22 protein-coding genes are annotated in these 23769 nt (G+C 66.0%); 19 read left to right on the top strand and 3 right to left on the bottom strand.

What is annotated here, in order from left to right; translation table 11 throughout:
* Positions 1–8 precede the first annotated feature (8 nt).
* Both ACZ46Y_RS07870 and ACZ46Y_RS07865 read left to right on the top strand, forming a co-directional pair.
* On the top strand, positions 9–911 hold the full coding sequence (locus tag ACZ46Y_RS07870) for a YihY/virulence factor BrkB family protein (RefSeq protein WP_311943895.1): 903 nt from the start codon (positions 9–11) through the stop codon (positions 909–911).
* A 34-nt stretch (positions 912–945) separates the two neighbouring features.
* The gene (locus ACZ46Y_RS07865; protein WP_311943893.1) at positions 946–1227 is read left to right on the top strand and encodes an acylphosphatase; all 282 of its coding nucleotides are present in this window, start codon (positions 946–948) and stop codon (positions 1225–1227) included.
* A gap of 8 nt (positions 1228–1235) precedes the next feature.
* Here the strand turns inward: ACZ46Y_RS07865 and ACZ46Y_RS07860 are convergent, their stop codons facing one another.
* Positions 1236–2177 carry a D-2-hydroxyacid dehydrogenase gene (locus tag ACZ46Y_RS07860; protein ID WP_311952940.1) on the bottom strand — a complete coding sequence of 314 codons (942 nt, stop codon included), beginning with the start codon at positions 2175–2177 and terminating at the stop codon, positions 1236–1238.
* 207 nt (positions 2178–2384) lie between these two features.
* Between ACZ46Y_RS07860 and aspS the strand changes: the two genes are divergently transcribed.
* The 12 genes from aspS to ACZ46Y_RS07800 all read left to right on the top strand — a co-directional run bounded on the left by aspS (position 2385) and on the right by ACZ46Y_RS07800 (position 13084).
* Positions 2385–4169: an aspartate--tRNA ligase gene (aspS, locus tag ACZ46Y_RS07855; RefSeq protein ID WP_311943888.1), complete on the top strand. Its 1785-nt coding sequence runs from the start codon at positions 2385–2387 to the stop codon at positions 4167–4169.
* Between the two features lie 78 nt (positions 4170–4247).
* The gene (gene ruvC, locus ACZ46Y_RS07850) at positions 4248–4796 is read left to right on the top strand and encodes a crossover junction endodeoxyribonuclease RuvC (RefSeq protein ID WP_376717154.1); all 549 of its coding nucleotides are present in this window, start codon (positions 4248–4250) and stop codon (positions 4794–4796) included.
* A gap of 131 nt (positions 4797–4927) precedes the next feature.
* Complete coding sequence (gene ruvA, locus ACZ46Y_RS07845) at positions 4928–5527, top strand: Holliday junction branch migration protein RuvA (protein WP_311943884.1); 600 nt, start codon at positions 4928–4930, stop codon at positions 5525–5527.
* Between the two features lie 46 nt (positions 5528–5573).
* Positions 5574–6611: a Holliday junction branch migration DNA helicase RuvB gene (gene ruvB, locus ACZ46Y_RS07840; protein WP_311952936.1), complete on the top strand. Its 1038-nt coding sequence runs from the start codon at positions 5574–5576 to the stop codon at positions 6609–6611.
* Complete coding sequence (ybgC, locus tag ACZ46Y_RS07835; protein ID WP_311952932.1) at positions 6608–7027, top strand: tol-pal system-associated acyl-CoA thioesterase; 420 nt, start codon at positions 6608–6610, stop codon at positions 7025–7027. Before ruvB ends, ybgC begins: the two co-directional genes overlap by 4 nt.
* Before the next feature lie 133 nt (positions 7028–7160).
* Entirely contained in the window at positions 7161–7853 is a 693-nt protein-coding gene (tolQ, locus tag ACZ46Y_RS07830; protein ID WP_311952930.1) for a protein TolQ, read from the top strand.
* 27 nt (positions 7854–7880) lie between these two features.
* Positions 7881–8318 carry a protein TolR gene (tolR, locus tag ACZ46Y_RS07825; RefSeq protein WP_311952928.1) on the top strand — a complete coding sequence of 146 codons (438 nt, stop codon included), beginning with the start codon at positions 7881–7883 and terminating at the stop codon, positions 8316–8318.
* Positions 8311–9438: a cell envelope integrity protein TolA gene (tolA, locus tag ACZ46Y_RS07820; RefSeq protein WP_311952926.1), complete on the top strand. Its 1128-nt coding sequence runs from the start codon at positions 8311–8313 to the stop codon at positions 9436–9438. The genes tolR and tolA overlap by 8 nt, the downstream gene beginning before the upstream one ends.
* Positions 9438–10754, top strand: coding sequence for a Tol-Pal system beta propeller repeat protein TolB (tolB, locus tag ACZ46Y_RS07815; protein ID WP_311952918.1), 1317 nt, complete (start codon positions 9438–9440; stop codon positions 10752–10754). Before tolA ends, tolB begins: the two co-directional genes overlap by 1 nt.
* Before the next feature lie 29 nt (positions 10755–10783).
* Complete coding sequence (gene pal / locus ACZ46Y_RS07810) at positions 10784–11365, top strand: peptidoglycan-associated lipoprotein Pal (protein ID WP_311952916.1); 582 nt, start codon at positions 10784–10786, stop codon at positions 11363–11365.
* Between the two features lie 42 nt (positions 11366–11407).
* On the top strand, positions 11408–12295 hold the full coding sequence (gene ybgF / locus ACZ46Y_RS07805; protein ID WP_311952913.1) for a tol-pal system protein YbgF: 888 nt from the start codon (positions 11408–11410) through the stop codon (positions 12293–12295).
* A gap of 27 nt (positions 12296–12322) precedes the next feature.
* Positions 12323–13084 (top strand): YciK family oxidoreductase, encoded by a 762-nt coding sequence (locus tag ACZ46Y_RS07800; RefSeq protein ID WP_311952911.1) that lies wholly within the window; start codon positions 12323–12325, stop codon positions 13082–13084.
* On the opposite strand, the gene ACZ46Y_RS07795 is transcribed toward ACZ46Y_RS07800, so the two are convergent.
* Both ACZ46Y_RS07795 and ubiG read right to left on the bottom strand, forming a co-directional pair.
* Positions 13044–13760, bottom strand: a complete 717-nt coding sequence (locus ACZ46Y_RS07795; RefSeq protein WP_311952909.1) for an HAD-IA family hydrolase — start codon at positions 13758–13760, stop codon at positions 13044–13046. The two genes, ACZ46Y_RS07800 and ACZ46Y_RS07795, sit on opposite strands and share 41 nt — an antisense overlap.
* Positions 13757–14491 (bottom strand): bifunctional 2-polyprenyl-6-hydroxyphenol methylase/3-demethylubiquinol 3-O-methyltransferase UbiG, encoded by a 735-nt coding sequence (ubiG, locus tag ACZ46Y_RS07790; RefSeq protein ID WP_311952907.1) that lies wholly within the window; start codon positions 14489–14491, stop codon positions 13757–13759. Before ubiG ends, ACZ46Y_RS07795 begins: the two co-directional genes overlap by 4 nt.
* Positions 14492–14587: 96 nt before the next feature.
* Here ubiG and galU point away from each other — a divergent pair, with 96 nt between their 5' ends.
* Genes galU through tamB form a run of 5 tightly spaced genes read left to right on the top strand, consistent with a single transcriptional unit; the run spans position 14588 to position 23717 of the window.
* Positions 14588–15484: a UTP--glucose-1-phosphate uridylyltransferase GalU gene (galU, locus tag ACZ46Y_RS07785; protein WP_311952904.1), complete on the top strand. Its 897-nt coding sequence runs from the start codon at positions 14588–14590 to the stop codon at positions 15482–15484.
* A gap of 57 nt (positions 15485–15541) precedes the next feature.
* The gene (locus tag ACZ46Y_RS07780) at positions 15542–16864 is read left to right on the top strand and encodes a nucleotide sugar dehydrogenase (RefSeq protein ID WP_311952901.1); all 1323 of its coding nucleotides are present in this window, start codon (positions 15542–15544) and stop codon (positions 16862–16864) included.
* A gap of 34 nt (positions 16865–16898) precedes the next feature.
* The gene (locus ACZ46Y_RS07775) at positions 16899–17672 is read left to right on the top strand and encodes a hypothetical protein (RefSeq protein WP_311952898.1); all 774 of its coding nucleotides are present in this window, start codon (positions 16899–16901) and stop codon (positions 17670–17672) included.
* A 39-nt stretch (positions 17673–17711) separates the two neighbouring features.
* Complete coding sequence (gene tamA / locus ACZ46Y_RS07770; protein WP_311952896.1) at positions 17712–19589, top strand: autotransporter assembly complex protein TamA; 1878 nt, start codon at positions 17712–17714, stop codon at positions 19587–19589.
* A gap of 9 nt (positions 19590–19598) precedes the next feature.
* Complete coding sequence (gene tamB, locus ACZ46Y_RS07765; RefSeq protein ID WP_311952894.1) at positions 19599–23717, top strand: autotransporter assembly complex protein TamB; 4119 nt, start codon at positions 19599–19601, stop codon at positions 23715–23717.
* Positions 23718–23769 lie beyond the last annotated feature (52 nt).

The following is a 23769-nucleotide window of genomic DNA, read 5'->3' as shown; positions in this document are numbered from 1 at the left end:
GACAAATAATGAAAAGCACGCTTCTATTCTGGTTCAGAGTGTTGCAGGACGCTGTCAGCGTATGGCTTGAGCGTAACGCCTTCAGCTATGCCGGGTCGCTGGCGTTTTATACGCTGTTTTCCCTGGCGCCGACGGTGATTATCGCGGTGACCGTCATCGGCGTGGTCCTGGGCGCCGACGCCGCCCAGGGGCAGATTGTGGCCAGGCTTCAGGGCACGCTTGGCCCCGAGGTGGCGGCGGCGATCCAGCAGGCCGTGGCCCAGTCGCGTATCGAAGAAGCCGGCATCCTGCCCACGCTATTAGGTATCGGCACCTTGATGGTGGGGGCAACGACGGTGTTTGCCCAGATGCAGTTTTCCCTGAATACCATCTGGGGCGTTACCGCCAAGCCGACGTCAAACAGCCTGCTGGTGTTTTTAAAAAATCGCCTGCTGTCGCTGACGGTCGTGCTGTCCATCGGCTTTATCCTGCTGGTGTCGCTGGCGTTGGGCGTTATCGTGCGTACCATGCTGCACGCGGCCAACAACCTGTTTCCGTATGCCGCATTGCTGACCCAGGGCGCCGAGGCGCTGGTATCGCTGGTCGTGGTGGTGCTGCTGTTCGCTACCATCTTCAAGGTGCTGCCCGACGTGGTGCTGAGGTGGAAAGATGTGCTTATCGGCGCGGCGGTGACCGCGGTTCTATTTACCCTCGGACGCAGCGTCATTGCGATGTATTTGGCGTATACCGCCACGGCGTCCACCTACGGCGCGGCGGGGTCGGTGGTGATGATTCTACTCTGGGTATATTACTCTTCACTTATTCTTTTGTTTGGCGCGGCGTTTACCCGCTCGCTGCTGCTGCGCCGGGGGCATTCGCTGATACCGCGCAACAGTGCCGTGCTGGTCAAGCGTGAGCTGGTTCAGAACTGACCCCGCGGCTTCAAGGCAAAAAAGGAGGGCTGCCATGACGCAGTGTTACAGAGCAATGGTGACCGGTAAGGTGCAGGGCGTGAGCTTTCGCCAGGCCGCTCGGGAACAGGCGCTGCGGCGCCAGATTACCGGCCACGCGGTGAACCTGGCCGACGGCCGCGTCGAGGTGGTGATGTACGGCCGCCGCCAGGCGCTTGCCGAGCTGTGCGAGTGGCTATGGCAGGGCCCGACCGCGGCCCATGTGACCCACGTCGGGCTTGAGCCCCTGGAAGTGCCGGCCGAGGGGCATGCGCCGGCGGATTTTACCACGCGCTGAGTGCTGGCTCAGCGCCGGTCGCGCCACTCGGCGAGGTTATCGGCGGTCAGCGCCACGATTTTCTGCCGCGCCTCGGGGGTAATCCAGGCGGTATGAGGGGTGACGATCAGGTTCAGCGGCTTGTCAAGCGCCTCGAGCAGAGCATGGCCGTCCCGGGGCGGCTCCTGCGGCAGGGTGTCAACGCCCAGGCCCCCGAGCCGGGCGTCGCGCAGCGCTTCAAGAGCCGCGTGCTCGTCGATGATGCCGCCCCGAGCGCAGTTGATCAGCAATAGCGAAGGCTTGGCCCGCTGTAGGGCGTCGCGGCCGATCAGGTGGCGGGTGTCGTCGGTCAGCGGGCAGTGCAGGCTGAGCACGTCGGCCTCGGGCAGCAGCGCCTCAAGGGCCGGGCGACGGTCGTCGGCTTCGTTGCCCGGGCGGGCGCAAAAGCTTACGCGCATGCCGAAGGCGTCGGCGAGGCCGGCCACGGCGCTGCCCAGCTCGCCCTGGCCAACGATGACCAGATGTTTGCCGGTAAGTTCGAGCGTCGGATGGTGCTGCAGGCAGAAAAAGTCGCTTTGCTGCCACTGGCCGTCGGCGACGTCGCGCTGATAGCGGGGCAGCCGGTTGGCCAGCGCCAGCATCAGCATCATGACGTGCTGGGAGACGCTGCCGGTACCGTAGCCGGCCACGTTTTTCACCGCGATGCCCCGGGCGCTGGCGGCGTCCAGGGCGATGTTGTTGAGGCCGGTGGCCAGCACGCAGATCAGCTTGAGCCGGGGCAGGGCGTTAAGCGTCTCGGCGTCGAGTACGACCTTGTTGACGATGGCAACGTCGGCGCCTGAGAGCCTGTCGCCGGCGTTTTGGGCATTGCTTTGGTCATACACGGTCAGGCGGTCGACCCGGTCGCGCAGCGGCGTCAGGTCCACGGACTCGCCCAGGCTTTGTGCGTCCAGCAGGACGGCGTGAGTCATGGTATTTCTCCCCTGAAATGGGGCCCCGGGCGTTTTATGCCGGCGGCCTTGCTCGCCAAGGGTAACAAAAGGGTATAATGACCGCCTTGAAAACAAGCGCTGAACTGCTTGCCGACTGCCCGGCAGGCAAGCGTGAAGCGCGCTTGCGCCTGGCCGGTGTCCGGTGCCACACAGGTTTATTTGCCACGTAACACAACAGGATTTGACATGCGCAGCCATTATTGCGGCCAGCTGAACGAAACATTGGTGGATCAAACGGTGACCGTTTGCGGGTGGGTACATCGTCGCCGTGACCACGGCGGCGTGATTTTCCTCGATATGCGCGATCGCGACGGCATTGCCCAGTTCGTGGTCGACCCCGATACCGCTGAGGCGTTTGCCAATGCCGATCGTTCGCGTAGCGAATACGTGCTGCGTATTACCGGAAAGGTGCGCCTGCGCCCCCAGGGGACGCAAAACCCGGAAATGCCCACCGGCATGATCGAGGTGCTGGCCAGGGAAGTCGAGGTGCTCAACACCGCCGCTACGCCGCCGTTCCAGCTCGACGAGCACGGCAAGGTAGGCGAAGAAGTGCGTTTGAAGCACCGCTATATCGATCTGCGCCGGCCGGACATGATCGAAAAGCTGCGTCTGCGCTCGCGGATTTCCCACAGCGTGCGGGCGTTTCTCGAGCAGGAAGGCTTCCTCGACATTGAAACCCCGATGCTCACCCGGGCCACGCCCGAAGGCGCCCGGGACTACCTGGTACCCAGCCGCACGCACCCGGGCGAGTTCTTTGCGCTGCCCCAGTCGCCCCAGCTATTCAAGCAGCTGCTGATGATCTCGGGCTTCGATCGCTACTACCAGATCGCCAAGTGCTTCCGCGACGAGGACCTGCGCGCCGACCGCCAGCCGGAGTTTACCCAGATCGATATCGAGGCCTCCTTCGTCGAGGAGCGCGATATCATGGCGATCACCGAGTCCATGATTCGCCAGCTGTTTACCGAGGTGCTTGACGTCTCGCTGCCCGAGTTTCCGCGCATGACCTGGCACGACGCCATGCGCCGCTTCGGCTCGGACAAGCCCGACCTGCGCATCCCGCTAGAGCTCACCGACGTTGACGACCTGATGAAAGACGTCGACTTCAAGGTGTTCTCCGGGCCGGCCAACGCCGACGACGGCCGCGTCGCCGCGCTCAAGGTGCCCGGCGGCGCGTCGCTTTCGCGCAAGGTCATCGACGAGTACACCGATTTCGTCGGCATCTACGGCGCCAAGGGCCTGGCGTGGATCAAGGTCAACGATCGCGCCAAGGGCATCGACGGGCTGCAGTCGCCCATCGTCAAGTTCATGGGCGGCATCATCGAAGACCTGCTCGAACGCCTGGAGGCAAAAGACGGCGACATCATCTTCTTCGGCGCCGACAAGGCCGACATCGTCAACGAAGCCATCGGCGCGCTGCGCGTGCGCCTGGGCGGTGACCTTAAGCTTTACACCCGGGAATGGGCGCCGCTGTGGGTGGTCGATTTCCCCATGTTCGAAACCGACGGCAGCGGCCGCCTGACGCCGCTGCACCACCCCTTCACCGCGCCGGCCTGCACCCCGGACGAGTTCAAGGCCGATCCGGCCAACGCGCTGTCCCGGGCCTACGACATGGTGCTCAACGGCACCGAGCTTGGCGGCGGCTCCATCCGTATCCACGACCAGCAGATGCAAAGCACGGTGCTGGAGATTCTTGGCATCGGCGAAGACGAGGCTCAGGAAAAGTTCGGCTTTCTGCTCGACGCCCTGCAGTACGGCGCGCCGCCCCACGGCGGGTTGGCCTTCGGCCTCGACCGCCTGGTGATGCTGATGACCGGCGCCAACACCATCCGCGAAGTCATCGCCTTCCCCAAAACCCAGAGCGCGGCCTGCCTGATGACCGACGCCCCGGGCGAGGTCACCGCCGAGCAGCTCAAGGACTTGAACATCCGCCTGCGGCAGAAAGCCCAAAAGGCGGCCGACGCCGGCGAATAAACCGCGCCGGATGGCGTAAGCCAACTGCCTGCACCGGCGCCTTCGGGCGTCGGTGTTTTTGTCTTGGGAGGCATGATCATGAGCCAGGCAAGCCTGATGGTCACGCGCATTCTCGGCGTGGATCCCGGCTCGCGGATTACCGGCTACGGCGTGATTGACGTGGTGCAGGGCAAGCCGCGCTATGTGGCCAGCGGCTGCATTCGCACCGGCGACGGCGAGCTTGCGCAGCGCCTGGCGCGGATTTATGCCGGCCTGGCCGAAGTGGCGGGCGAGTATCGCCCGAACGGCGCCGCCATCGAGCGGGTGTTTCTGGCCAAGAACCCGGATTCGGCGCTGAAGCTTGGCCAGGCCCGAGGGGCGGCGCTGGTCTGCATGGCCAACCATGGCCTGGCAGTGGCCGAGTACGCCGCTCGCCAGGTCAAGCAGGCGGTGACCGGCCAGGGCGGAGCCGACAAGGCCCAGGTGCAGCACATGGTCGCCGCCGTGCTGCGCCTGTCCGCCACCCCTCAGGAAGACGCCGCCGATGCGCTGGCCATCGCCCTGACCCATAGCTACGCGCAGAGCGGGCCGCTGCCCGGCGCCGGTGCCCGGCGCGGCCGCCGCGCCGGCGGGCGCTGGCGGCTCTAGGTGCGAGGCCTGGCCGGCAGACACTGGTCAGACGTACAGAGGGGCATTATAGTAAGGTTCGTTCGCTGTGCCCGGCCCGTAAAGGGGCCGCTGGCAGGCGGCAGGCAGACTGGCGATAACAGGATTCCTCCATGATCGGACGTTTGACCGGGCAGCTGCAGGAAAAAAAGCCGCCCTGGCTATTGCTTGACGTGAGCGGCGTTGGCTACGAAATTGAAGCGTCGATGACAACGCTGGTAGCGCTACCCGCGGTGGGCGACACCGCCATGCTTTATACGCACCTGACCGTGCGCGACGATGCCCACCTGCTTTACGGCTTTGTCCGCGAACGCGAGCGGGCGCTGTTTCGCGCGCTGATCAAGGTCAACGGCGTGGGCCCCAAGCTTGCGCTGGCGATACTCTCGGGGATGGACGAAGACGCCTTCATGCGCTGCGTTCACGATGACGACACCAAGGCGCTGACCAAGCTGCCCGGCGTGGGCAAGAAAACGGCCGAACGCTTGATCATCGAAATGCGCGACCGCTTTCCCGAGTGGCAGCAGGGCGAGTCGCCGCTGCCGCTGGAAGCCGCCGCCGCGCCCGCCCGGGACAACATCGCCGAGGCCGAGGCGGCGCTTACCAGCCTTGGCTACAAGCCCACGGAGGCGGCGAAAATGCTCGCCGACCTGGACCGCGGCGAGACCACCGAAGCGCTGATCAAGGCGGCGCTGACCCGGCGGATGGGCCGCTAGTCTGAGTCGCTGCCAGGGCTGAAATCTTCATGAAAAGAGCGTCTTTATGATCGAGCATGACCGGCTGATTGCTGCCGAACCGGAGCAGGGCGAAGTCAGAATCGACTATGCTATCCGCCCCAAGCGTCTTGTCGACTACATCGGCCAGCCCCGGGTGCGCGAACAGCTGGAAATTTTCATCGGCGCGGCCCGCCTGCGCGAGGAAAGCCTGGACCATACGCTGGTATTTGGCCCGCCGGGGCTGGGCAAGACCACCCTTGCCAACATTATCGCCGCGGAGATGGGCGTGGGGCTCAAGTCGACGTCGGGGCCGGTGCTGGAACGTGCCGGCGACCTGGCGGCGATACTTACCAATCTCGAGCCCGGCGACGTGCTCTTCATCGACGAAATCCATCGCCTTTCGCCGGTGGTTGAAGAAGTGCTGTACCCGGCCATGGAAGACTTCCAACTGGATATCATGATCGGCGAGGGGCCGGCGGCGCGCTCGATCAAGCTCGACCTGCCGCGCTTTACCCTGGTCGGCGCCACTACCCGGGCCGGGCTTTTGACCTCGCCGCTGCGCGACCGCTTCGGCATCGTTCAGCGCCTGGAGTTTTATGACCTGGAGGAGCTTGCCACCATCGTCACGCGCTCGGCAGGGCTGCTGGAGGTGGCGGCAAGCAACGACGGTGCGGCCGAAATTGCCCGGCGCTCCCGGGGCACGCCGCGCATCGCCAACCGGCTTCTGCGCCGGGTGCGCGACTACGCAGACATCAAGGGCGATGGGCATATTGACGTCACCATGGCCGATGCCGCGCTCAACATGCTCAACGTCGATCACCACGGTCTTGACCACATGGATCGCCGGCTGCTGCTGGCGATGATAGACAAGTTCGACGGTGGCCCGGTGGGGGTGGATTCGCTTGCGGCGGCTATCGGCGAGGAGCGCGACACCATCGAAGACGTTATTGAACCCTACCTGATCCAGCAGGGGCTGATGATGCGTACGCCGCGGGGGCGAGTCGTCACCCGCCAGGCCTGGTCGCACTTCAGCCGCGTACCCCACGAAAACGCCGCGGAAGCGGCGGGGGAGATACGCCCGTGAGCCAGGCTACCGCCCCCGCCGATAGCTTTACCCTGCCGGTGCGCGTCTACATCGAGGACACCGACGCCGGCGGCATCGTCTATTACGTCAACTATCTGAAGTTCATGGAGCGCGCCCGCAGCGAGTGGCTGCGCGAGCGCGGTTTTACCCAGGCCTCCCTGCTGGCCGAGCAAATTCAGCTGGTGGTCTACCGGCTGGACTGCCACTATGCCCGCCCGGCAAGGCTTGACGATGCCCTGGCGGTTACCGCCAGAGTGGTAGCGCAGAGCCGCTGCCGCATGACGTTTGCCCAGGAAGTCTGGCATGACGGCACGCGGCTGTGCGACGCCAACGTCGAGATTGCCTGCCTGGATGCGCGCCGGCTGCGCCCCCGGGCCTGGCCCGAGGCCCTTGCCGGGATTGCGCAAGCAACATGAAAATAGCCTGGATACAGGCGTTTTTGTCGGCGCCAACGTTTAAACTCGTGACGTTTTGCCTGGATGATCGGCCCGTCGCCGGACCAAACGGACACCGTATTCAACACCCCCTGGAACTGGAAAGAGGACGACCGTGAACGAAACGACCCTGTCCATCCCCCACCTGATTGCCAACGCAAGCCTGGTGGTGCAGCTCGTCATGCTGCTGCTGATTGCGGCATCGCTCGCTTCCTGGGTGGTGATCTTCCAGCGTAGCTTTGCCCTGCGCCGCGCGGCCAAGGCCCATGAAACCTTCGAAAACACCTTCTGGTCCGGCGTGGATCTCAACGAGCTGTACGGCGAGATTCCCGCCGACGACGCCCGCCAGGGCGGCGAACACATCTTCCAGGCCGGGTTTCGCGAGTTTCATCGCCTGGCACCCAAGACCTCCCGCGCCGACACCGTCCTTGAAGGCGTGCAGCGCAGCATGCGCGTCGCCTGGTCCCGGGAAGAAGAGCGCCTGAATCGCCACCTGGTCTTTCTTGCCACGGTAGCCTCGGCAAGCCCCTATGTCGGCTTGTTCGGCACCGTGTGGGGCATCATGGGCTCGTTTCAGTCGCTGTCCATGTCCCAGCAGGCGACTCTTGCCACCGTTGCACCCTGGATCGCCGAGGCGCTGATCGCCACCGCCATGGGCCTTCTGGCAGCGATTCCAGCAGTGATCTTCTATAACCGTCTGGCAAGCCAGGCAACGACCTTGCTCGGCCGCTATGAAGACTTTGCCGAAGAGTTTTACGCCATACTGCATCGCAATCTGCAAGGGCGCGGTGACGCCTCCGCCCGTTAAACCCGCCCGTTAAAGAGGGGGCCTTCCATGCAGGGACCTTTTAACCGCAGCGGCCAGCGCCGCCCGATGGCGGAAATCAACGTGGTACCGTTCATCGACGTGATGCTGGTACTGCTGGTCATCTTCATGATTACCGCACCGATGCTCAATCAGGGGGTTGACGTCGAGCTGCCCCGGGCCACCGCCGAGCCCATCGATACAGAGGACGACACCGAGCCGGTGATTGTCTCGGTCGACAAGGCCGGCGATTATTACATTACCCTGGGGGAAGACAGCACCGCGGTGGCCCCGGACGAGCTTTCCAAGCGGGTCACCGCGATTGTTCAGCGCCGCCCGGATACGCCGGTCATGGTGCGCGGCGACCGCCACGTCGCCTACGGCCAGGTGGTGACGCTGATGACGACGCTGCAGCGCGCAGGCGTTGCCAATGTGGGCTTGATCTCCGAGCCGGGCAGCGATGAGTAAACGCCCCGCGGAAAGCTATTTCTGGCCGACGGTGCTGGCCGTTGCCCTGCACCTGGCGGTGGTGCTGTTCAGCCTGGTGAAGTTTCCCTGGGGGGAAGAGGAGCCGCCGTCCTCATCGGTGGTGCAGGCCACCCTGGTGAGCACCGAAACCCGCACGGATCAGGCCCAGCAGGTGGATGAGCAGCAGGCCGCCGCCGGCGCCCCAAAGCCCGAGCCAAGGCCTGAACCCGCGCCCAACCCCGAGCCGGAGCCCGAGGACGAAGCCCCGGACGAGCTGGAGCAGGCGGTCGTGGACCAGGCCGAGGAGATGGCCGACGCGCGCGAGCAGCAGGCGCTGGAGGAGGCCCGCGAGAAGGAGCAGGCCGAGGCCGAGCGCCGCGCGGAAAAGGCGCGCCGGGAAGAGCAGGAGGCCGCCGAGCGCAAGGAGGAGCGCGCCCGCCAGCGGGCCGAGGAAGAGGCCCGGCGCGCGCGCGAAGCCGAAGAGCAGCGCAAGAAAGAAGCCGCGGAAAAGGCCGCAGCGGAAAAAGCGGCCAGGGAAAAGGCCGAAAAGGAGCGCGCCGCGGAAGAAAAACGTAAGCAGGAAGAAGCCGAGCAAAAACGCGCCGAGGAAGCCCAGCGGAAAAAGGAAGCCGAAGAGCAGCGCAAGAAAGAAGAGGCCGAGGCAGAAGCGCGGCGCGAGCGCGAAGCGGAGGAGAAGCGCCAGCAGGAAGAGGCCCGCAAAAAGCGCGAGGCGGAACAAAAGCGCCAGCGGGAAGAGGCCGAAGCCGCGCTGCAGCGTAAAATCGAGGGCCAGCAGGAAGCGGCCGCCAAGGCCAAGCAGGCCCAGGAAGCGGCCAACAGCTTTATTGCCATCGTGCGCAGCGCGGTGGAGCAGGCCTGGCGCATTCCGCCCCGGGCAGGCGACAGCATGAGCGCGAAACTGAACGTGCGTCTGGGGCCCTCGGGCGAGGTGCTGGCGGTGACCGTTGCCACCTCGAGCGGCGACGGCGGCTTCGATAACTCTGCCGTTCAGGCCGTGGAAGCCGCCGCACCGTTTACCGAGCTGCTTGACTTACCCTCGGCGCAGCAGTCTGAATTACGTCAGTTCAACCTACGTTTCACACCGGGAGAGATTCGCTGATGACAACGCCAGGAAGTACCCCCTTGCGCCGCTCATTGTACGCGGTTCACGCCGCGCTACTGCTTGCCCTTGTGCTGTTCAGCACGACGGCGAGCGCCAACCTGACCATCGAGATCACCCGGGGCAGCGACAGCGCCCTGCCCATCGGCGTGGTGCCGTTTGACGGCGCCGAGGGCATGTCGGAAGACGTGGCCCAGATCGTCCAGGATGACCTTGAGCGCAGCGGCTATTTTGACCCCCTTGAACGCGGCGCCATGTTTGCCCGGCCGCACCGCGCCGACGACGTCGCCTTTGGCGAGTGGCGCTCGCTGGACGTGCGCTACCTGCTGGTCGGGCGCGGCGAAAAAACCGCCAACGGCTATGAAATTGGCTACGACCTGCTGGACGTCAGCGGCGGCCGCCCGGTGCTCCAGGAGCGGATCACCGCGGGCGGCAACCAGCTGCGCGGTGCGGCGCACCGCATCAGCGACGCGGTATTTGAAGCCATCACCGATATTCCCGGGGCGTTTTCCACCCGTATTGCCTACGTCACCTCCCGCGGCGTGGGCGACAACATCGACTACGGGCTTTACGTAGCCGACGCCGACGGCCACAACAGCCAGGAGGTGCTGACCTCGGACGAGCCGATTCTTTCGCCGGCCTGGTCACCGGACGGCGAAAAGCTGGCCTACGTGTCGTTTGAAGGCGAACGCCCGGCCATTTACGTGCAGCAGATGGCAAGCGGTAATCGCATCCAGCTCACCGACTTTGAAGGCATCAACGGCGCGCCGGCCTGGTCACCGGACGGGCGCAAGCTGGCTATGTCGCTGTCCAAGGACGGCCAGCCGGAAATCTACGTGATGAACCTGGCCGACCGCTCGCTCAACCGTCTGACGCAGAATTCGAGCATCGACACCGAGCCCGACTGGGCGCCGGACGGCCGCAGCCTGCTGTTTACCTCGGACCGCAGCGGTGGCCCCCAGCTGTATCGCTACCGCCTTGGCAGCGGCGAAGCCGAGCGGCTGACGTTTACCGGCAAGTACAACGCCCGCGGCCGGTTCGGCCCGGACGGCGAGCAGATCCTTATGGTGCATCGCTCCCAGGACGGCTATCAGATCGCCCGCCAGGAGCTGGAATCCGGTCGCCTGGTGGTTCTCAGTGAAACCACTCACGACGAGTCGCCCAGTGTTGCGCCCAACGGCACCATGATACTCTTTGCTACCCAGCAGGGCGGGCAGGGCGTATTGAGCGCGGTGTCCGCCGACGGTCGCTCCTCGTTCCGCCTGCCGGCGGCCCGCGGAGACGTGCGTGAACCCGCATGGTCACCGTTTTTATAACCTGATCCCCCAGCCAATGGAGTGACACCATGTTCCCATCTACCCCGACTTTCTTATCTCGGCGGTACGCACCGCTGGTCCGCACCTTTGCCGTCGCGCTTTCCCTTGCGGTCATGGCCGGCTGTTCCAGCACCGGCGGCACCCAGACAGGTGAGTCTTACGGCGACGGCACCCGCGGCGACGGTACGGCCGGCGGCGCCAGCACCGCGGGCACCGGCAGCGGCGGCCAGTACGGCTCGGGCACCGGCACCAGCGGTACCGGCCAGCAGGCCGACTCGCGTATTCCCGAGGTGCGCACGATCTACTTCGACTTTGACCGCGACACCATCAAGGACGAGTACGAGTCCGTGGTCATGGCCCATGCCCGCTACCTGCGCGCCAACGGCAATGCCAACGTGGTGCTGAAGGGCCATACCGACGAGCGCGGCACCCGGGAATATAATCTGGCGCTGGGCGAGCGGCGGGCCAACGCGGTGAAGCGCTTTTTGCGCGTGCAGGACGTGTCAAGCTCCCAGATCAGCGTCGTGAGCTACGGCGAAGAGCGCCCGGCCACGCGTGGCTCGAACGAGTCGGCGTATTCCGAGAACCGTCGTGTCGAATTCAGCTACTGAGTTGCCGCCGCGCCATAGCGCGCATTGAGCACGGGAGCCACCATGACATCTAGTTGGGTAACGGCCGAACCCGCCATCGCCAGATGGCGCGGCGCGGCGCTGAAAAGTCTCTGCTACCTGGCGCTTGCCGGCGCCCTGGGGCCGGGGCAGGCCCTGGCGCAGGGGCCTTCTGTGGATGATTTGTCCGGCTCGCCGGACGGGTTTTATGATCAGACCGAAACGCGCTCGTCGGGCAGCCTGGTGCTGTTTAATCAGGTTCAGGAGCACCAGCGCGAGCTGAAAGAGCTGCGTGGCGACGTCGAAGAGCTGCGCCACGAGCTCAAGCAGCTGCGCCGCCAGTCGCAAAAGCGCTATCTTGACCTTGACGAGCGGCTGGCCAACGCGGCCAGTGCTTCAACGGCCGCGCCGGCGAGCGGCGAAGACGAGGCGGCAGACGCAGACGATGAGCCAACCGCAAGCGATAGGGCCAAGGCGGAAAGCAACGCCGAGGCGCTGTCCGACTCCGCCGGCGCTGAGTCTGCCGGCGCCGAACAGGCAGCCGGTCAGGCAGACAACAAGGAGGCCCAAAAAGCGTATCAGCAGGCCTTCGCTCACGTTCAAGCCCGGGAGTTTGACGAAGCGACCGCCGCCTTCAAGCAGTTCGTCAGCGACTATCCGGACACCCGGCTGACGCCCAACGGCTATTACTGGCTGGGCGAGCTGTACGCGGCGGGGGATAACCTCGACGCGGCGGATCAGGCTTTTACCCGGGTCATCGAAGAGCATGCCGACAGCAGCAAGGTGCCCGACGCCATGTATAAGCTGGGGCTGATGAAGGCCCGGCAGGGCGACAGCGAGCGCAGCCGCGAGCTGCTCGAAAAACTCAGGGACGACTACCCCCAAAGCAGCGCCGCCGGGCTCGCCGGCGATTTCCTGCGCCAGTCGCAATGACGGAAGGCATTGACCCCGAGGATTACCATGCTTTGCAAAATCGATTATCAGCCCGCAGCTGACCTGCTGCAGGGGCGCACCATCCTGGTCACCGGCGCCGGAGACGGCATCGGCCGAGCCGCCGCGCTTGCCTATGCTCGCCACGGGGCAACGGTCATTTTACTGGGGCGCACCATCGCCAAGCTGGAAAGCACCTACGACGCCATCGAGCAGGCCGGCGGCCCCCAGCCGGCGATTTTTCCGCTGAACCTGGAAGGCGCCACCCACGCCGACTATCTGGATATGGCGGAAACCCTGCACCAGGAGTTCGGCCGCCTGGACGGCGTACTGCACAATGCCGGGCTGCTCGGGCGTATCACGCCTTTCGAGCAGTACAATCCCGAGCTCTGGGAGCAAGTCATGCAGGTCAACGTCACCGGGCCTGTGTGGATGACCCAGGCGCTGCTGCCGCTGCTCAAGGAGTCCGCCGACGCCTCGGTGGTGTTTACCTCGTCCGGGGTGGGCCGCAAGGGGCGGGCCTACTGGGGCGCCTATGCGGTGTCCAAGTTCGCCACCGAAGGTTTCGTCGAAGTGCTGGCCGACGAAGTGGAGAACCAGCACGCCATCCGCGTCAATACGCTGAACCCGGGAGCCACGCGGACCCAGATGCGGCGCACGGCGTTTCCCGGCGAGGATCCGGAGGCGCTGCGCACCGCCGAGGACATCATGCCCACCTACCTGTGGCTGATGGGGCCGGACAGCCAGGGCGTCAACGGCGAGAAGATCGACGCTCAGCCGCCGCGCCAGTAGCCGACGCGCCCTGGCCGGCGCTCAGCGCCTTCACCAGGGCCGCGCAGTCGTCAAACCAGACGTCGGCCGGCCACTGGCGGTAATCTTCCTCTTCGGCGATATAGCCGTAGCCCACGGCCACCGCGGTCATGCCCGCGGCCTTGGCCGCCTGCATATCGCGCACGTGATCGCCGACGTACCAGCAGGCCTTCGAGGCCGTATCCAGCCGTTTGGCCGCTTCCCACAGCGGCTCGGGGGCAGGTTTTTTCGTCGGCAGATCGTCGGCGCACAGCAGTACGCCCGGGCGCAAACCGAGCGTCTCGATGAGCGGAGCGGCGTAGCGGCGGGGCTTGTTGGTGACGATGCCCCAGGGGCGCTTCTCGCGATGCCAGCCGTCGAGCCAGGTATCCAGCGGGGCGAACACCCGGCTGTGGGTGGCAAGGGCCTGCTCGTAGGCGTCGAGCAGAATCACCCGGGCGGCGCTATGATCCGGGTGTTCAGCCTCGAGCCCCAGCGCCAGGGTGACCAGGGCGCTGCCGCCGTTGGAGACCTGGCCGCGAATCACCTCGAACGGCAGCGGCAAAAGGCCGTGATGGCGGCGCAGGGCGTTGGTCGCGGCGGCCAGGTCTGGGGCGGTGTCGACCAGGGTGCCGTCAAGGTCGAACAGCACGGCCTCGGGGGCAGCCATGGGCGTCATGCGTCCTCCTGCTTGCGGCAGGCCATCATATAGTTGACCGATACGTCCCGGGGCGCCAGGCGGTAGCGGCGCGTCAGCGGATTGTAGGTCAGGCCGGTCTGTTCGCTGACGTCAAGCCGGTGGCGGCGGCACCAGGCGGCCATTTCCGACGGGCGGATAAACTTGGCGTAGTCGTGGGTGCCCCGGGGCAGCAGGCCAAGAATGTACTCGGCGCCGACAATCGCCAGCGCCCGGGCCTTGGGCGTGCGGTTCAGGGTGGAGAAGAACACCGTGCCGCCGGGGCGCACCAGCCGCGAACAGGCCTCGACGATTGATGCCGGGTCGGGGACGTGTTCGAGCATTTCCATGCAGGTGACGACGTCAAACTCGCCCGGCTGCTCGTCGGCCAGGGTTTCCACGGCCACGTTGCGGTAGCGAACGTCGACGCTGTGCTCGGCTGCGTGGCGCCGCGCCGCCTCGAGGGGGGCTTCGCCTAAGTCGATGCCGGTGACCTCGGCGCCGCGGTGGGCCATGGACTCGCTCAGAATGCCGCCGCCGCAGCCCACGTCCAGCACGCGCTTGCCGGCAAGCCCGGCCCGGGCATCGATAAAATCCAGCCGCAGCGGGTTGATATCGTGCAGCGGCTTGAACTCGCCGTCGCGGTCCCACCAGCGCTCGGCCAGCGCTTCAAACTTGGCCACTTCCGCGGCATCCACGTTGCCGCGGGGGGTATCCTGGGCGTTGGCATGCATGTATCGGCTCCTTGGGGACAGTGTGTCGTGTATGATGGCCATTCTAACCACTCTCGGTTCGTAAAGCATGAACGATAAGCATCAATAAGGACCGCTATGATTCGCAAGGCTGTACTTCCCGTTGCCGGATTCGGCACCCGCTGCCTTCCCGCCTCCAAGGCGATCCCCAAGGAAATGATTACCGTGGTCGACCGCCCGGTGATCCAGTACGTGGTCGAGGAGGCGGTAGCGGCGGGCATTCGCGACATCGTGCTGGTGACCAGCGCCAGCAAGGGTGCGATTGAAAACCACTTTGATACCCAGGCCGAACTGGAGGCCAGCCTTGAGGCCAAGGGCAAGCAGGCGCTGCTGGAAAGCATTCGCGATATCGTCCCGGACGACGTCAATATCATCAGCGTGCGCCAGGGTGAACCCCTGGGGCTGGGCCATGCGGTGCTTTGCGCCCGCCCGGTAATCGGCGACGACGAGCCCTTTGCCGTGCTGCTGCCGGACGTGCTGGTGGACTCAGCCGAGGGCCAGGCCCACGGTGCCAGCGATTTACGCGGCATGCTGGCGGCGTTTGAGCTCACCCGGAAAGCCCAGCTGATGGTAGAAGAGGTCGACTGGGCGGACGTCGAGCGCTACGGCATCGTTTCGCCAAGCGACGCTGCCCCCGCACCGGGCGAGGCGGCAGCGCTTGCCGGCATGGTGGAGAAACCCGCCCGGGACAAGGCGCCGTCCAACCTGGCGGTGATCGGTCGCTACGCGCTCTCCGGGGCTATTTTCTCGCTGCTCGCCGAGACGCCGCCCGGAGCGGGTAACGAAATCCAGCTCACCGATGCTATCGAGGCGCTGCGCGTTCGCCAGGGCGTTCAGGCCTACCGCATGCAGGGCTTGACCTACGATTGCGGCCAGCCGCTGGGCTACCTGGAAGCGACCCTGGCCTTTGGCCGGCGCCACCCGACGCTGGGCGAGGACTTTCGCGCGCTGCTGTCGCGCTACCGGGGGAAGTAAGTTGGGCAAAGTAAAGTGAGGGAAGCACGATGAGGGAAGTATGATGAGGAAAGCAAGATGAAGGTTCTGGTTTACGGCAGCGAGCTGAGCGCCGCCACCGCCGCCGCCGCGCTTGCCTGGGTGGGGCACGAGGTAAGCTGGCTGCCCCACGCGGGCCAGCCCTGGCGGATGCTGCGCGAGGCCGACTGGCTGCGCCGGGAGCCGCAGCTGTTCGAGCAGATCGAGCATAGCCGGGCCGACGGCCACCTGACGCTGGTGGACAGCGCCGAGTCGGTCGCCGACATCGATGCGCTTTGGCTCGGGCTATCGTCGTCCCAGCGGGACGACGCCGCCACGCTTCTGCGCCACCCGGCCGTAGGGCGCAAGGCGCGTCTGGTGCTGGTCAACAACTCGACGTTTCCCGTGGGCGAAACCGAGCACCTTGAGCGCTGCCTGGGCGACCCCCATATCGGGGTCGCCTTGCCCGACATGCTCGAGGAAGGGCGCGCCTGGACTACCTTTACCCGGCCCACGCGCTGGCTGCTGGGCTGCGACGATGCCGATGGCGAACGCCAGGTGCGCGAACTGCTGCGCGCCTTCAACCGGCGCAGCGAGGTGTTTCAGTGCATGCCGTGCCGGGACGCGGAGCTGACCAAGCTGGCGATCAACGGCATGCTGGCCACCCGCATCAGCTACATGAACGAGATCGCCGGCCTTGCCGATACGCTGGACGTCGACGTGGAGCACGTGCGCCAGGGCATGGGTGCGGACACCCGCATCGGCTTTGAGTATCTTTACCCCGGCTGCGGCTTTGGCGGGCCGAGCTTTTCCCGGGATCTCATGCGCCTGGCCGATGCCCAGCTGTCCAGCGGCCGCGCCTCGGCGCTGCTGGACCGGGTAATGGACATCAACGAGCAGAAAAAAGAGACGCTGTTTCGCAAGCTCTGGGCGCACTTTAGCGGCGAGCTGCAGGGCAAAACGGTGGCGATCTGGGGTGCTGCCTTCAAGCCCGGCACCGTGCGTATTGATCACGCCCCGGTGCTGACGCTGCTCGAAGCGCTGTGGGCCCAGGGCGTGCATGTAAAGCTGCACGATCCCGCCGCCATACCGGCGCTTATCGATACCGTCGGCGAGCGCGATGACCTGACGACCTTCAGCGACGATCCGTACCGCGCCTGCGAAGGCGCCGACGCGCTGATGCTGGTGACCGAATGGAAAACCTACTGGAATCCGGATTGGGAACGGCTGGCCGGCACGTTACGCGCTAAGCTGATACTCGACGGGCGCAATATTTATGATCCCGACTTTGTGGCAAGCTGTGGGCTATGCTACCGGGGCATCGGCCGCCGCGCAGACCCGGCTCCCCCCGGGGCCTGGGGGTCGTCACCGCAGGAAGCGTAAGCGCCGGGGGATACCAGGAGCGCAAGGAGAGTTCATGTCAGAGAACGCCGCATCTTCGCGTATTGTTCCCGACGCCGGCCAGAGCCTGGGGCCGGCGCGTCGCCGCCCGCCGCCCCGGCCGCGCCTGTGGCCGCTGTGGCTGTTGATCGTACTGCTGGTGGCTGCCATGGCCGCGCTGGCTGCCGGCGCCTGGTTCGAGCGTGAACGGCTGCTGGACGAGCTTTCCCAGGTCAAGGGCGAGGTCTCCAACGTCCACGCGCGGCTGGCCTCGGGGGACGGCGAGGTACAGGACAGGATCACGCTGCTCCAGGCGCAGCTGAGGACGCTGTTCCAGGAGCAGGATCAGCTGTCGGTACGCTTCAACGGCATGCGCGAAGAGCTACTGGACCTGGTGCCGGCAAGCGAGGATATTGTCTCGGCCGAGGCCATCGAGTCGCTGTTGGTGCAGGTCAGGGAACAAGAGCAGGCGGCAAGCCTGCGTGACGATCGCCTGGCCGCCCTCGGCGCCTCGCTCGAGTCGCTCGAAAGCGCCGCCGAAAGCGAACACGAGCAGCTCGACGACGACATCGTCCACCTGGAATCCACCATCGCCAGCCGCCTTGAGCGCCAGGCGCAAGCCTACGATGAACGCCTGACCGCGCTCAGCGAGTCGGTGGCGGCGCTGGCCGACGATATAGCCGCGCTCGACCAGGGGCGCGACGGCGGCCGGGAAACGCTGGACAAGCGGCTCAACGCTCTGGAAAGCGACATACGCCAGCTACGCCAGTCCCAGCTGGCGTTCAGTGCCCAGCTGGAAATGCTGCGCTAATTGATACGGCTACGCTTTCGACGGAGCACAAGACACGTAATGGAAAAATACTCCCGAAGCCCCGGCGCCGGCCGGCTTGCGCGCTATGCGATGGTGCCGCTTCTGTGCGCCGCGCCGCTGGCATTTGGCCTGAGCGCGACGATCAAAGGCGTTGACGGCGAGCTGGATGAAGACCTCAAGGCCAACGTCGAGGCGTATCTGGAAAACGTCGACGGCGAGGCCTATACCAGGGCGCGCCTGGCCGGCGAGGTCAAGCGGCGCAGCGGCGAAGCCATGCGCGTCTACGGCTATTACGAGCCCGAGATCAACGTCACCGTTGACGAGCCGAAAGGCAAGCAGGTCGTCAGTATCGCCATCAAGCCCGGCGAGCGGGTGAGCATTGAAACCCTGTCGATTACGCTTGAGGGCGATGCCAAAAACGATCCGCCGTTTCAGGAAGCGATCGACGACTTTCCGCTGAAGGAGGGCGACCCGCTGCTCCACGCCCCTTGGGACAAGCTGCGCGGCAGCCTTTCGGCCTCGGCGCTCGAGCGCGGCTATTTCGACTGGCACTTTGCCCAGCGGCGCATGGGAGTGCGCCCCTATAAGCAGAGCGCACGGCTGTATCTGGATTTTGACAGCGGGCCGCGCTACCGCTTCGGCGACGTCGTCGTCAGCGGCAGCCATATCGAGCCCGAACGGCTTGAGTCCATGCGCACCTTCGAACCCGGCAAGCCCTATCTGGCGCGCTCGATTGCCGAGTACAACCAGCGGCTGGCCGAGACCGGGTGGTTTGGCTCAGTGATGGTACGCCCAAGGCTTGACAGCGCCCGGGAACTTGCCATGGCGCCGTCGGACGGCTCGCAAAGCTGGTGGCACCGCGCCACCGCGACCCAGCCGCAGACCGCGTGGCTTGAGCGCGACGCCCTGGGCAGCGCCATGCGCGTGCATCGCCACAATAATACCCGGCTACCGGTGGACGTGGTGGTGACGCCCGCCGAGCGCCACCAGTTCGAGGTCGGCGTGGGTTACGCCACCGACGTAGGGCCGCGCACGCACTTCTCCTGGAACCAGCCCTGGGTCAACCGCTACGGCCACAGCCTCGACCACGACCTCTATCTTTCCGGCCCCGAGCAGCGCTTTTCCGGCACCTACAACGTACCCCTGGAGGATCCGCTGCGCGACAGCTACCGCCTGCAGTACGGGGTCAGAAACCTCGACGACGGCGATACCCACTCCCTGGAAAGCACGGTGGAGCTGGCCCGGCGCTGGAAGTTTGACAACGACTGGGTGCAGTCGGTCTACGTGCGCACCACCTACGAAGACTTTACCCAGGGCGGCGAGAGCGAAAAAGTCTGGATCTATTACCCCGGCATTCAGTGGTCGCGCACCCGCACCCGGGAGCAGCGCTTTCCCGTTTGGGGCGACCGCCAGCAGCTCTCGCTGGAGTATTCGGATACCGCCTGGGGCTCGGATGCGCAGTTCTTCCGCGCCACCGGCGATAGCGAGTGGATCCGCATGCTGGGCGAAAAAAACCGCTTTGTCGGCGGGGTGAGCGTAGGCGCTATCGAAACCGACGATTTCAGCAAGATTCCGCCGTCGCTGCGCTTTTTTGCCGGCGGCGACAACAGCGTGCGCGGCTATTCCTATGAAAGCCTGTCGCCGCGCAACGCCAAGGGCAAGCGCCGCGGCGGCCAGCAGATGTTCACCGCCAGCGCCGAGTACCAGCGTAACGTTACCGGCAACTGGTGGGGTGCTGCCTTCGTTGACACCGGCGATGCCTTTGACAGCTGGGGACCCGCCGATCTGAAAACCGGCGCCGGTCTGGGCGTGCGCTGGGTCTCGCCCGTGGGCCCCATCCGCTTCGACGTCGCCCACCCGTTTGACGATGATGACAGCGACTTTCGGATTCATTTCTCCATCGGACCGGAATTCTAGGAGGCGCGCGTGCCTGATACTCGACCCCCGTCGGCCGGGCGCCGCCGGATGAGCGGCCGGCAGCGCGCCGGTCAGACCGCCTGGGCGCTGGTGCGCCTGCTGTTCTGGCTGCCGCTATGGCTTGTGGCCCTGCTGCTGCTGGTTCTGGGGCTTGCCCTTGCGCCTTTCGGCACCGGCTTTCTGCTGTCCCAGGCGGAGAAACACGAGCTGATCCGCGTTGAGCACCACGAAGGCGGGCTGCTGGACGAATTTCGCCTGCAAGGCTTTGCCATGGACGCGCTCGGCGTGCATGCCCGGGTGGACGAGTTCGAGCTTGCCTGGGCCGACGACTGCCTGCTGTCGGGCCGGCTGTGCCTGGACATCCTGCGCGTGGTAGGCGCCGATATTCGCCTGGATCCGTCAGAGAAGGAGGCTCCTGCGTCCGAGCCCGAGGACGACGCCCCGGCCGGGGAGATCATCCTGCCGTTTCCCGTGGAGCTGCGCCGGCTTGTGCTGGACGACGTCAGCGTCCAGCTGGGCAACGGCACCCGCCTTGGCTGGGCGCATTTTGACAGTGCCCTGACCGCCGAGGGCGGCCAGATCGAGGTGGCGCCGTCCAGGCTGCAAAAGCCGCGCCTGTACCTGCCGCCAAGCCCCGGGGTGCGCCTGACCCAAAGCGTGGACACGCCGCTTTATGCCGAAGGCATCGACGCCGCCATTGCGGTGCAAACGCTGCCCGAGGCGCCGACGGAAGCCGCCGATGCGTCTGTCCCTCTGGACGAAGCCCTCGCCGCGCGAAAGCCCCTGGAGCTGCCCGCGATCAGGCTGCCGGTCAACGTCAACCTTGAGCTACTCGAAGTCGAGGACTTCGTGGTCAGCGGCGTGACCGACTATACCGTCAACGAGCTGCGCCTGGGGTTCGAAGGCGACGGCGATCGGATCACCCTGACCCGGTTCAACCTGGTCACGCCGGACGCCAGCGCTCGGCTTGACGCCAACACCACCCTGAGCAATGCCTATCCGCTATCGGCCAGGCTTCACCTGGTGCTGTTTTTGCCCGAGCTCATGCCCGAGCTCAGCGGCGAAGAGCTGACGCTTGAGCTTTCCGGCGCGCTCGACGATCTGCACGCCGAGCTCAACGCCAGCGGTACGGTGAACGCGCGCCTTAGCGCCAGCGCCGATCTTCTGGCTCCGGCGATTCCGTTCGAGCTGCGCCTGCAAAGCGAAGCGCTGCAGTGGCCGCTGCCGCCTAGAGATGCCGCCGCGCTTGCCGAGAGCACGGCGGTGAATGCCGGGGCGGCGGTAGAAGCGGCGCCCGCACCCGCCCCCGAGCCGCCGGCAAAGGCGGAGGAAGACGTCCGCCCGTATCACCTGCGCGCGCTGGATCTCGCCGCCAGCGGCAGTCTGGAAGGCTATCGAGCGACGCTCAGCTTTCAGGCCGAAGGGCCAGAGGTGCCTAAAACCGACGTGGCGCTCGCCGGCAGCGGCGATATCACCCGCTTTGCCTGGGATTCACTCGACGTCGACACCGGTGACGGCCGGCTGAGCAGCCAGGGGCAGGTGGAGTGGCAGGCGCCGTTTCGCGTCGATGCCACGCTTGCGCTGGACGACTTTGATCCCCACCGCTTTGTCGACGCGCTGGAAGGCCGGCTGAGCGGCAACGCCGAGTTCAGCCTGCGCCAGCTCGACGACCAGTGGGCGGTTGACGTGCCGAGGCTGAACATCGACGGCACGCTCCAGGGCTATCCGCTGATGCTTGACGCCGCGCTCGAGGCCAACAGCAACCTGAACCTGAATATCCGCCGGCTCGACTTCGCCCAGGGCGACAACCGCCTGAACGCTCGCGGCCGGGTCAGCGAGAGCGATATCGACCTCGACGCCGATATCGACCTGCGCGAGCTGGACAGCATTTCCGCGGAGCTTGGCGGTACTCTGACCGGCGACATCACCGCCCGGGGGAGTTTCACCGCGCCCGAGGTCACCGCCAAGCTGAACGGCGACGCGCTGCGCTTTGCCGACAACACCCTGCGGCGGCTGCGCCTTGACGCCGACGTGCGCGGCATTGACGATCCCGCGCTCGACGTGGGGCTGGAGCTTGCCGGCGTTGATGCCGGCGGGCAGGCCCTCGAAAGCGTGATGCTCGACCTTGACGGCAAGCTGTCTCGGCACCGGCTCACGCTCGAGGCCCGGGGCGGAGCGGACAACGATACCCTGAGCCGGGCGCGACTGGCCTTGTCCGGCGGCCTTGATCAGGCGCGTAGCCGTTACCAGGGCACGCTCTCGACGCTGGAGGCCGATTCAAGCGCCGGGGACGTGCGCCTGGAATCGCCGGTGGATATCCGTTACGCCCTGAGCCGCGGCGAGCTTGAGCTCACGCCGTTCTGCCTGCGCCGGGAGCAGGGCGGCGTGGTGTGCTCACAAAAGCCGCTGACGGCCTCCGCGCAGCAGGGCGAAGCGTCGCTTTCCCTGCGCGAAGTGCCCATGGACGCCGCCGAGCCGTTTCTGCCCGAGGGCTGGCAGCTTGACGGCGATACCACCGCGGACTTGACCGCCTCGTGGTCGGCGGGCGGAGCCCGCTGGCAGGCCGACGGCCAGCTGGCAAGTCGGCTATCGATCACCGCGCTCAACGACTACGGCCAGCCGGTGGAGCTTCCGCAGCTCAGCCTGGACGCCGACCTGGACGCCGATACCGCCCGGGCGGGCGCCGATATTACGCTGTCGCTTGCCGAGGCCGGAGACGCCCGGCTGCAGGTGGCCGTGGACGATCCGCTGGGCGCCGGCACTCTCGACGGCGCGCTGACGATCAACGGGGTCACGCTGGAGCCGTATCGGCCGCTGGTGGTAGGGATGGACGAGCTTGCCGGGACGCTGCACGGCCAGGTCAACATCGGCGGCTCCACGCGGCAGCCCGATTTGCAGGGCGCGCTTGAGCTAACCGGCATCAACGCCTCCGGGCCGGATATCCCCGTCTCCGTGCCCGACGGCGAAGTGAACGTCTCGTTCAACGGCGAGCGCGGCAGCATCGACGGCTTCCTCAACGCCGAGCGCGGCCGGCTGGATATTGACGGCGACGCCGTATGGCCGAGCGGCGATGCCTGGCGGGTTAGCGTTAACCTCAACGCCGCCTCGCCGCTGCTGGTGACGCTGCCGGCGTTTGGCCGCCTGGAGGCCTCGCCGGATATCCGCATCCGCGCCACGCCCGAGCAGCTGCAGGTGCGCGGCGACGTCAGCGTGCCCTGGGCCCGGCTGGAAGTCGGCGAAATCCCCCGTTCGGCCACGGCCCCAAGCGCCGACGAAGTCATCATTACCGAGCGCGAGGACAAGGAAGCCGAGCGTGCAGCCCGGCAGCGTCGCCGCAACCCCGACGCGCCCAGCGCCGCCGACGAGCTGGAAAGCGCCGGTATGGCTATGGACGTGCACCTGACCGTTACCCTGGGCGGCGATATGGAGATCTCCGCCTACGGGCTGGAGTCCGGCCTTGCCGGTTCGCTGGAGGTGCGCCAGGACAGCGGCGGGCTGCAGCTCTTTGGCGACGTCAACCTGGAAGACGGCCGCTTCAAGGCGTTCGGCCAGGACCTGCTGATCCGCCGGGGTAAAATCTACTTCAGCGGCCCGCCGGGGCTGCCGTCGCTGGATTTCGAAGCGATTCGCAACCCCGAGGTGACCGAAGACGATGTGATCGCCGGGGTGCGGGTGACAGGGATTGCCGCCGAGCCCAATATCGCCATCTTCTCGGAGCCGGCCATGGACGAAACCCGGGCGCTGTCGTACCTGCTGCGCGGCCGCGCGCCGGATGCCTCCGGTGGCGGCCTGGACAGCGCCCTGACCACCGCGCTGATCGGCATGTCGCTTGGCCGCGCCGGCGGCGCGGTGGGCTCGGTGGGCGAAGCCTTCGGCATCGAGGATTTGACCCTTGATACCACCGGTGCCGGGGACGACAGCCAGGTGGCGGTTAGCGGTCAGCTGAGCGACAGGCTGCGGGTCAGCTATGGCGTGGGTATTTTCTCGCCCATTGCCGAGCTCACGCTGCGCTACACCCTGTGGCGGGATCTGTACCTGCAGGCGGTGTCCGGCACCAGCCAGGCGGTGGATCTGATCTACCAGTTCAGCCGCAAGGGCAATCCTCGGGTGCTTGAGGACGACAATTGAACATCGGCGCCCGAGCAGGAGTCAGACGTGAGAGTAAGCCTTTAGAAGACGG

Source organism: Halomonas garicola (assembly GCF_055382465.1).
The sequence above is the reverse complement of the archived record's forward strand: the minus strand, read 5'-3'. Positions and strand labels throughout refer to the sequence as shown.

Excerpts from the sequence above, each read along its gene's own strand:
- aspS (WP_311943888.1), top strand. The coding sequence starts at position 2,385 with ATGCGCAGCCATTATTGCGGCCAGCTGAACGAAACATTGGTGGATCAA.
- tolA (WP_311952926.1), top strand. The coding sequence starts at position 8,311 with ATGAGTAAACGCCCCGCGGAAAGCTATTTCTGGCCGACGGTGCTGGCC.
- ruvA (WP_311943884.1), top strand. The coding sequence starts at position 4,928 with ATGATCGGACGTTTGACCGGGCAGCTGCAGGAAAAAAAGCCGCCCTGG.
- ACZ46Y_RS07865 (WP_311943893.1), top strand. The coding sequence starts at position 946 with ATGACGCAGTGTTACAGAGCAATGGTGACCGGTAAGGTGCAGGGCGTG.
- ACZ46Y_RS07800 (WP_311952911.1), top strand. The coding sequence starts at position 12,323 with ATGCTTTGCAAAATCGATTATCAGCCCGCAGCTGACCTGCTGCAGGGG.
- tolR (WP_311952928.1), top strand. The coding sequence starts at position 7,881 with ATGCAGGGACCTTTTAACCGCAGCGGCCAGCGCCGCCCGATGGCGGAA.
- galU (WP_311952904.1), top strand. The coding sequence starts at position 14,588 with ATGATTCGCAAGGCTGTACTTCCCGTTGCCGGATTCGGCACCCGCTGC.
- tamA (WP_311952896.1), top strand. The coding sequence starts at position 17,712 with ATGGAAAAATACTCCCGAAGCCCCGGCGCCGGCCGGCTTGCGCGCTAT.
- ACZ46Y_RS07795 (WP_311952909.1), bottom strand. The coding sequence starts at position 13,760 with ATGACGCCCATGGCTGCCCCCGAGGCCGTGCTGTTCGACCTTGACGGC.
- pal (WP_311952916.1), top strand. The coding sequence starts at position 10,784 with ATGTTCCCATCTACCCCGACTTTCTTATCTCGGCGGTACGCACCGCTG.
- ybgF (WP_311952913.1), top strand. The coding sequence starts at position 11,408 with ATGACATCTAGTTGGGTAACGGCCGAACCCGCCATCGCCAGATGGCGC.
- ACZ46Y_RS07870 (WP_311943895.1), top strand. The coding sequence starts at position 9 with ATGAAAAGCACGCTTCTATTCTGGTTCAGAGTGTTGCAGGACGCTGTC.
- ruvB (WP_311952936.1), top strand. The coding sequence starts at position 5,574 with ATGATCGAGCATGACCGGCTGATTGCTGCCGAACCGGAGCAGGGCGAA.
- ACZ46Y_RS07780 (WP_311952901.1), top strand. The coding sequence starts at position 15,542 with ATGAAGGTTCTGGTTTACGGCAGCGAGCTGAGCGCCGCCACCGCCGCC.
- tolB (WP_311952918.1), top strand. The coding sequence starts at position 9,438 with ATGACAACGCCAGGAAGTACCCCCTTGCGCCGCTCATTGTACGCGGTT.
- ubiG (WP_311952907.1), bottom strand. The coding sequence starts at position 14,491 with ATGCATGCCAACGCCCAGGATACCCCCCGCGGCAACGTGGATGCCGCG.
- ruvC (WP_376717154.1), top strand. The coding sequence starts at position 4,248 with ATGAGCCAGGCAAGCCTGATGGTCACGCGCATTCTCGGCGTGGATCCC.
- ACZ46Y_RS07775 (WP_311952898.1), top strand. The coding sequence starts at position 16,899 with ATGTCAGAGAACGCCGCATCTTCGCGTATTGTTCCCGACGCCGGCCAG.
- ACZ46Y_RS07860 (WP_311952940.1), bottom strand. The coding sequence starts at position 2,177 with ATGACTCACGCCGTCCTGCTGGACGCACAAAGCCTGGGCGAGTCCGTG.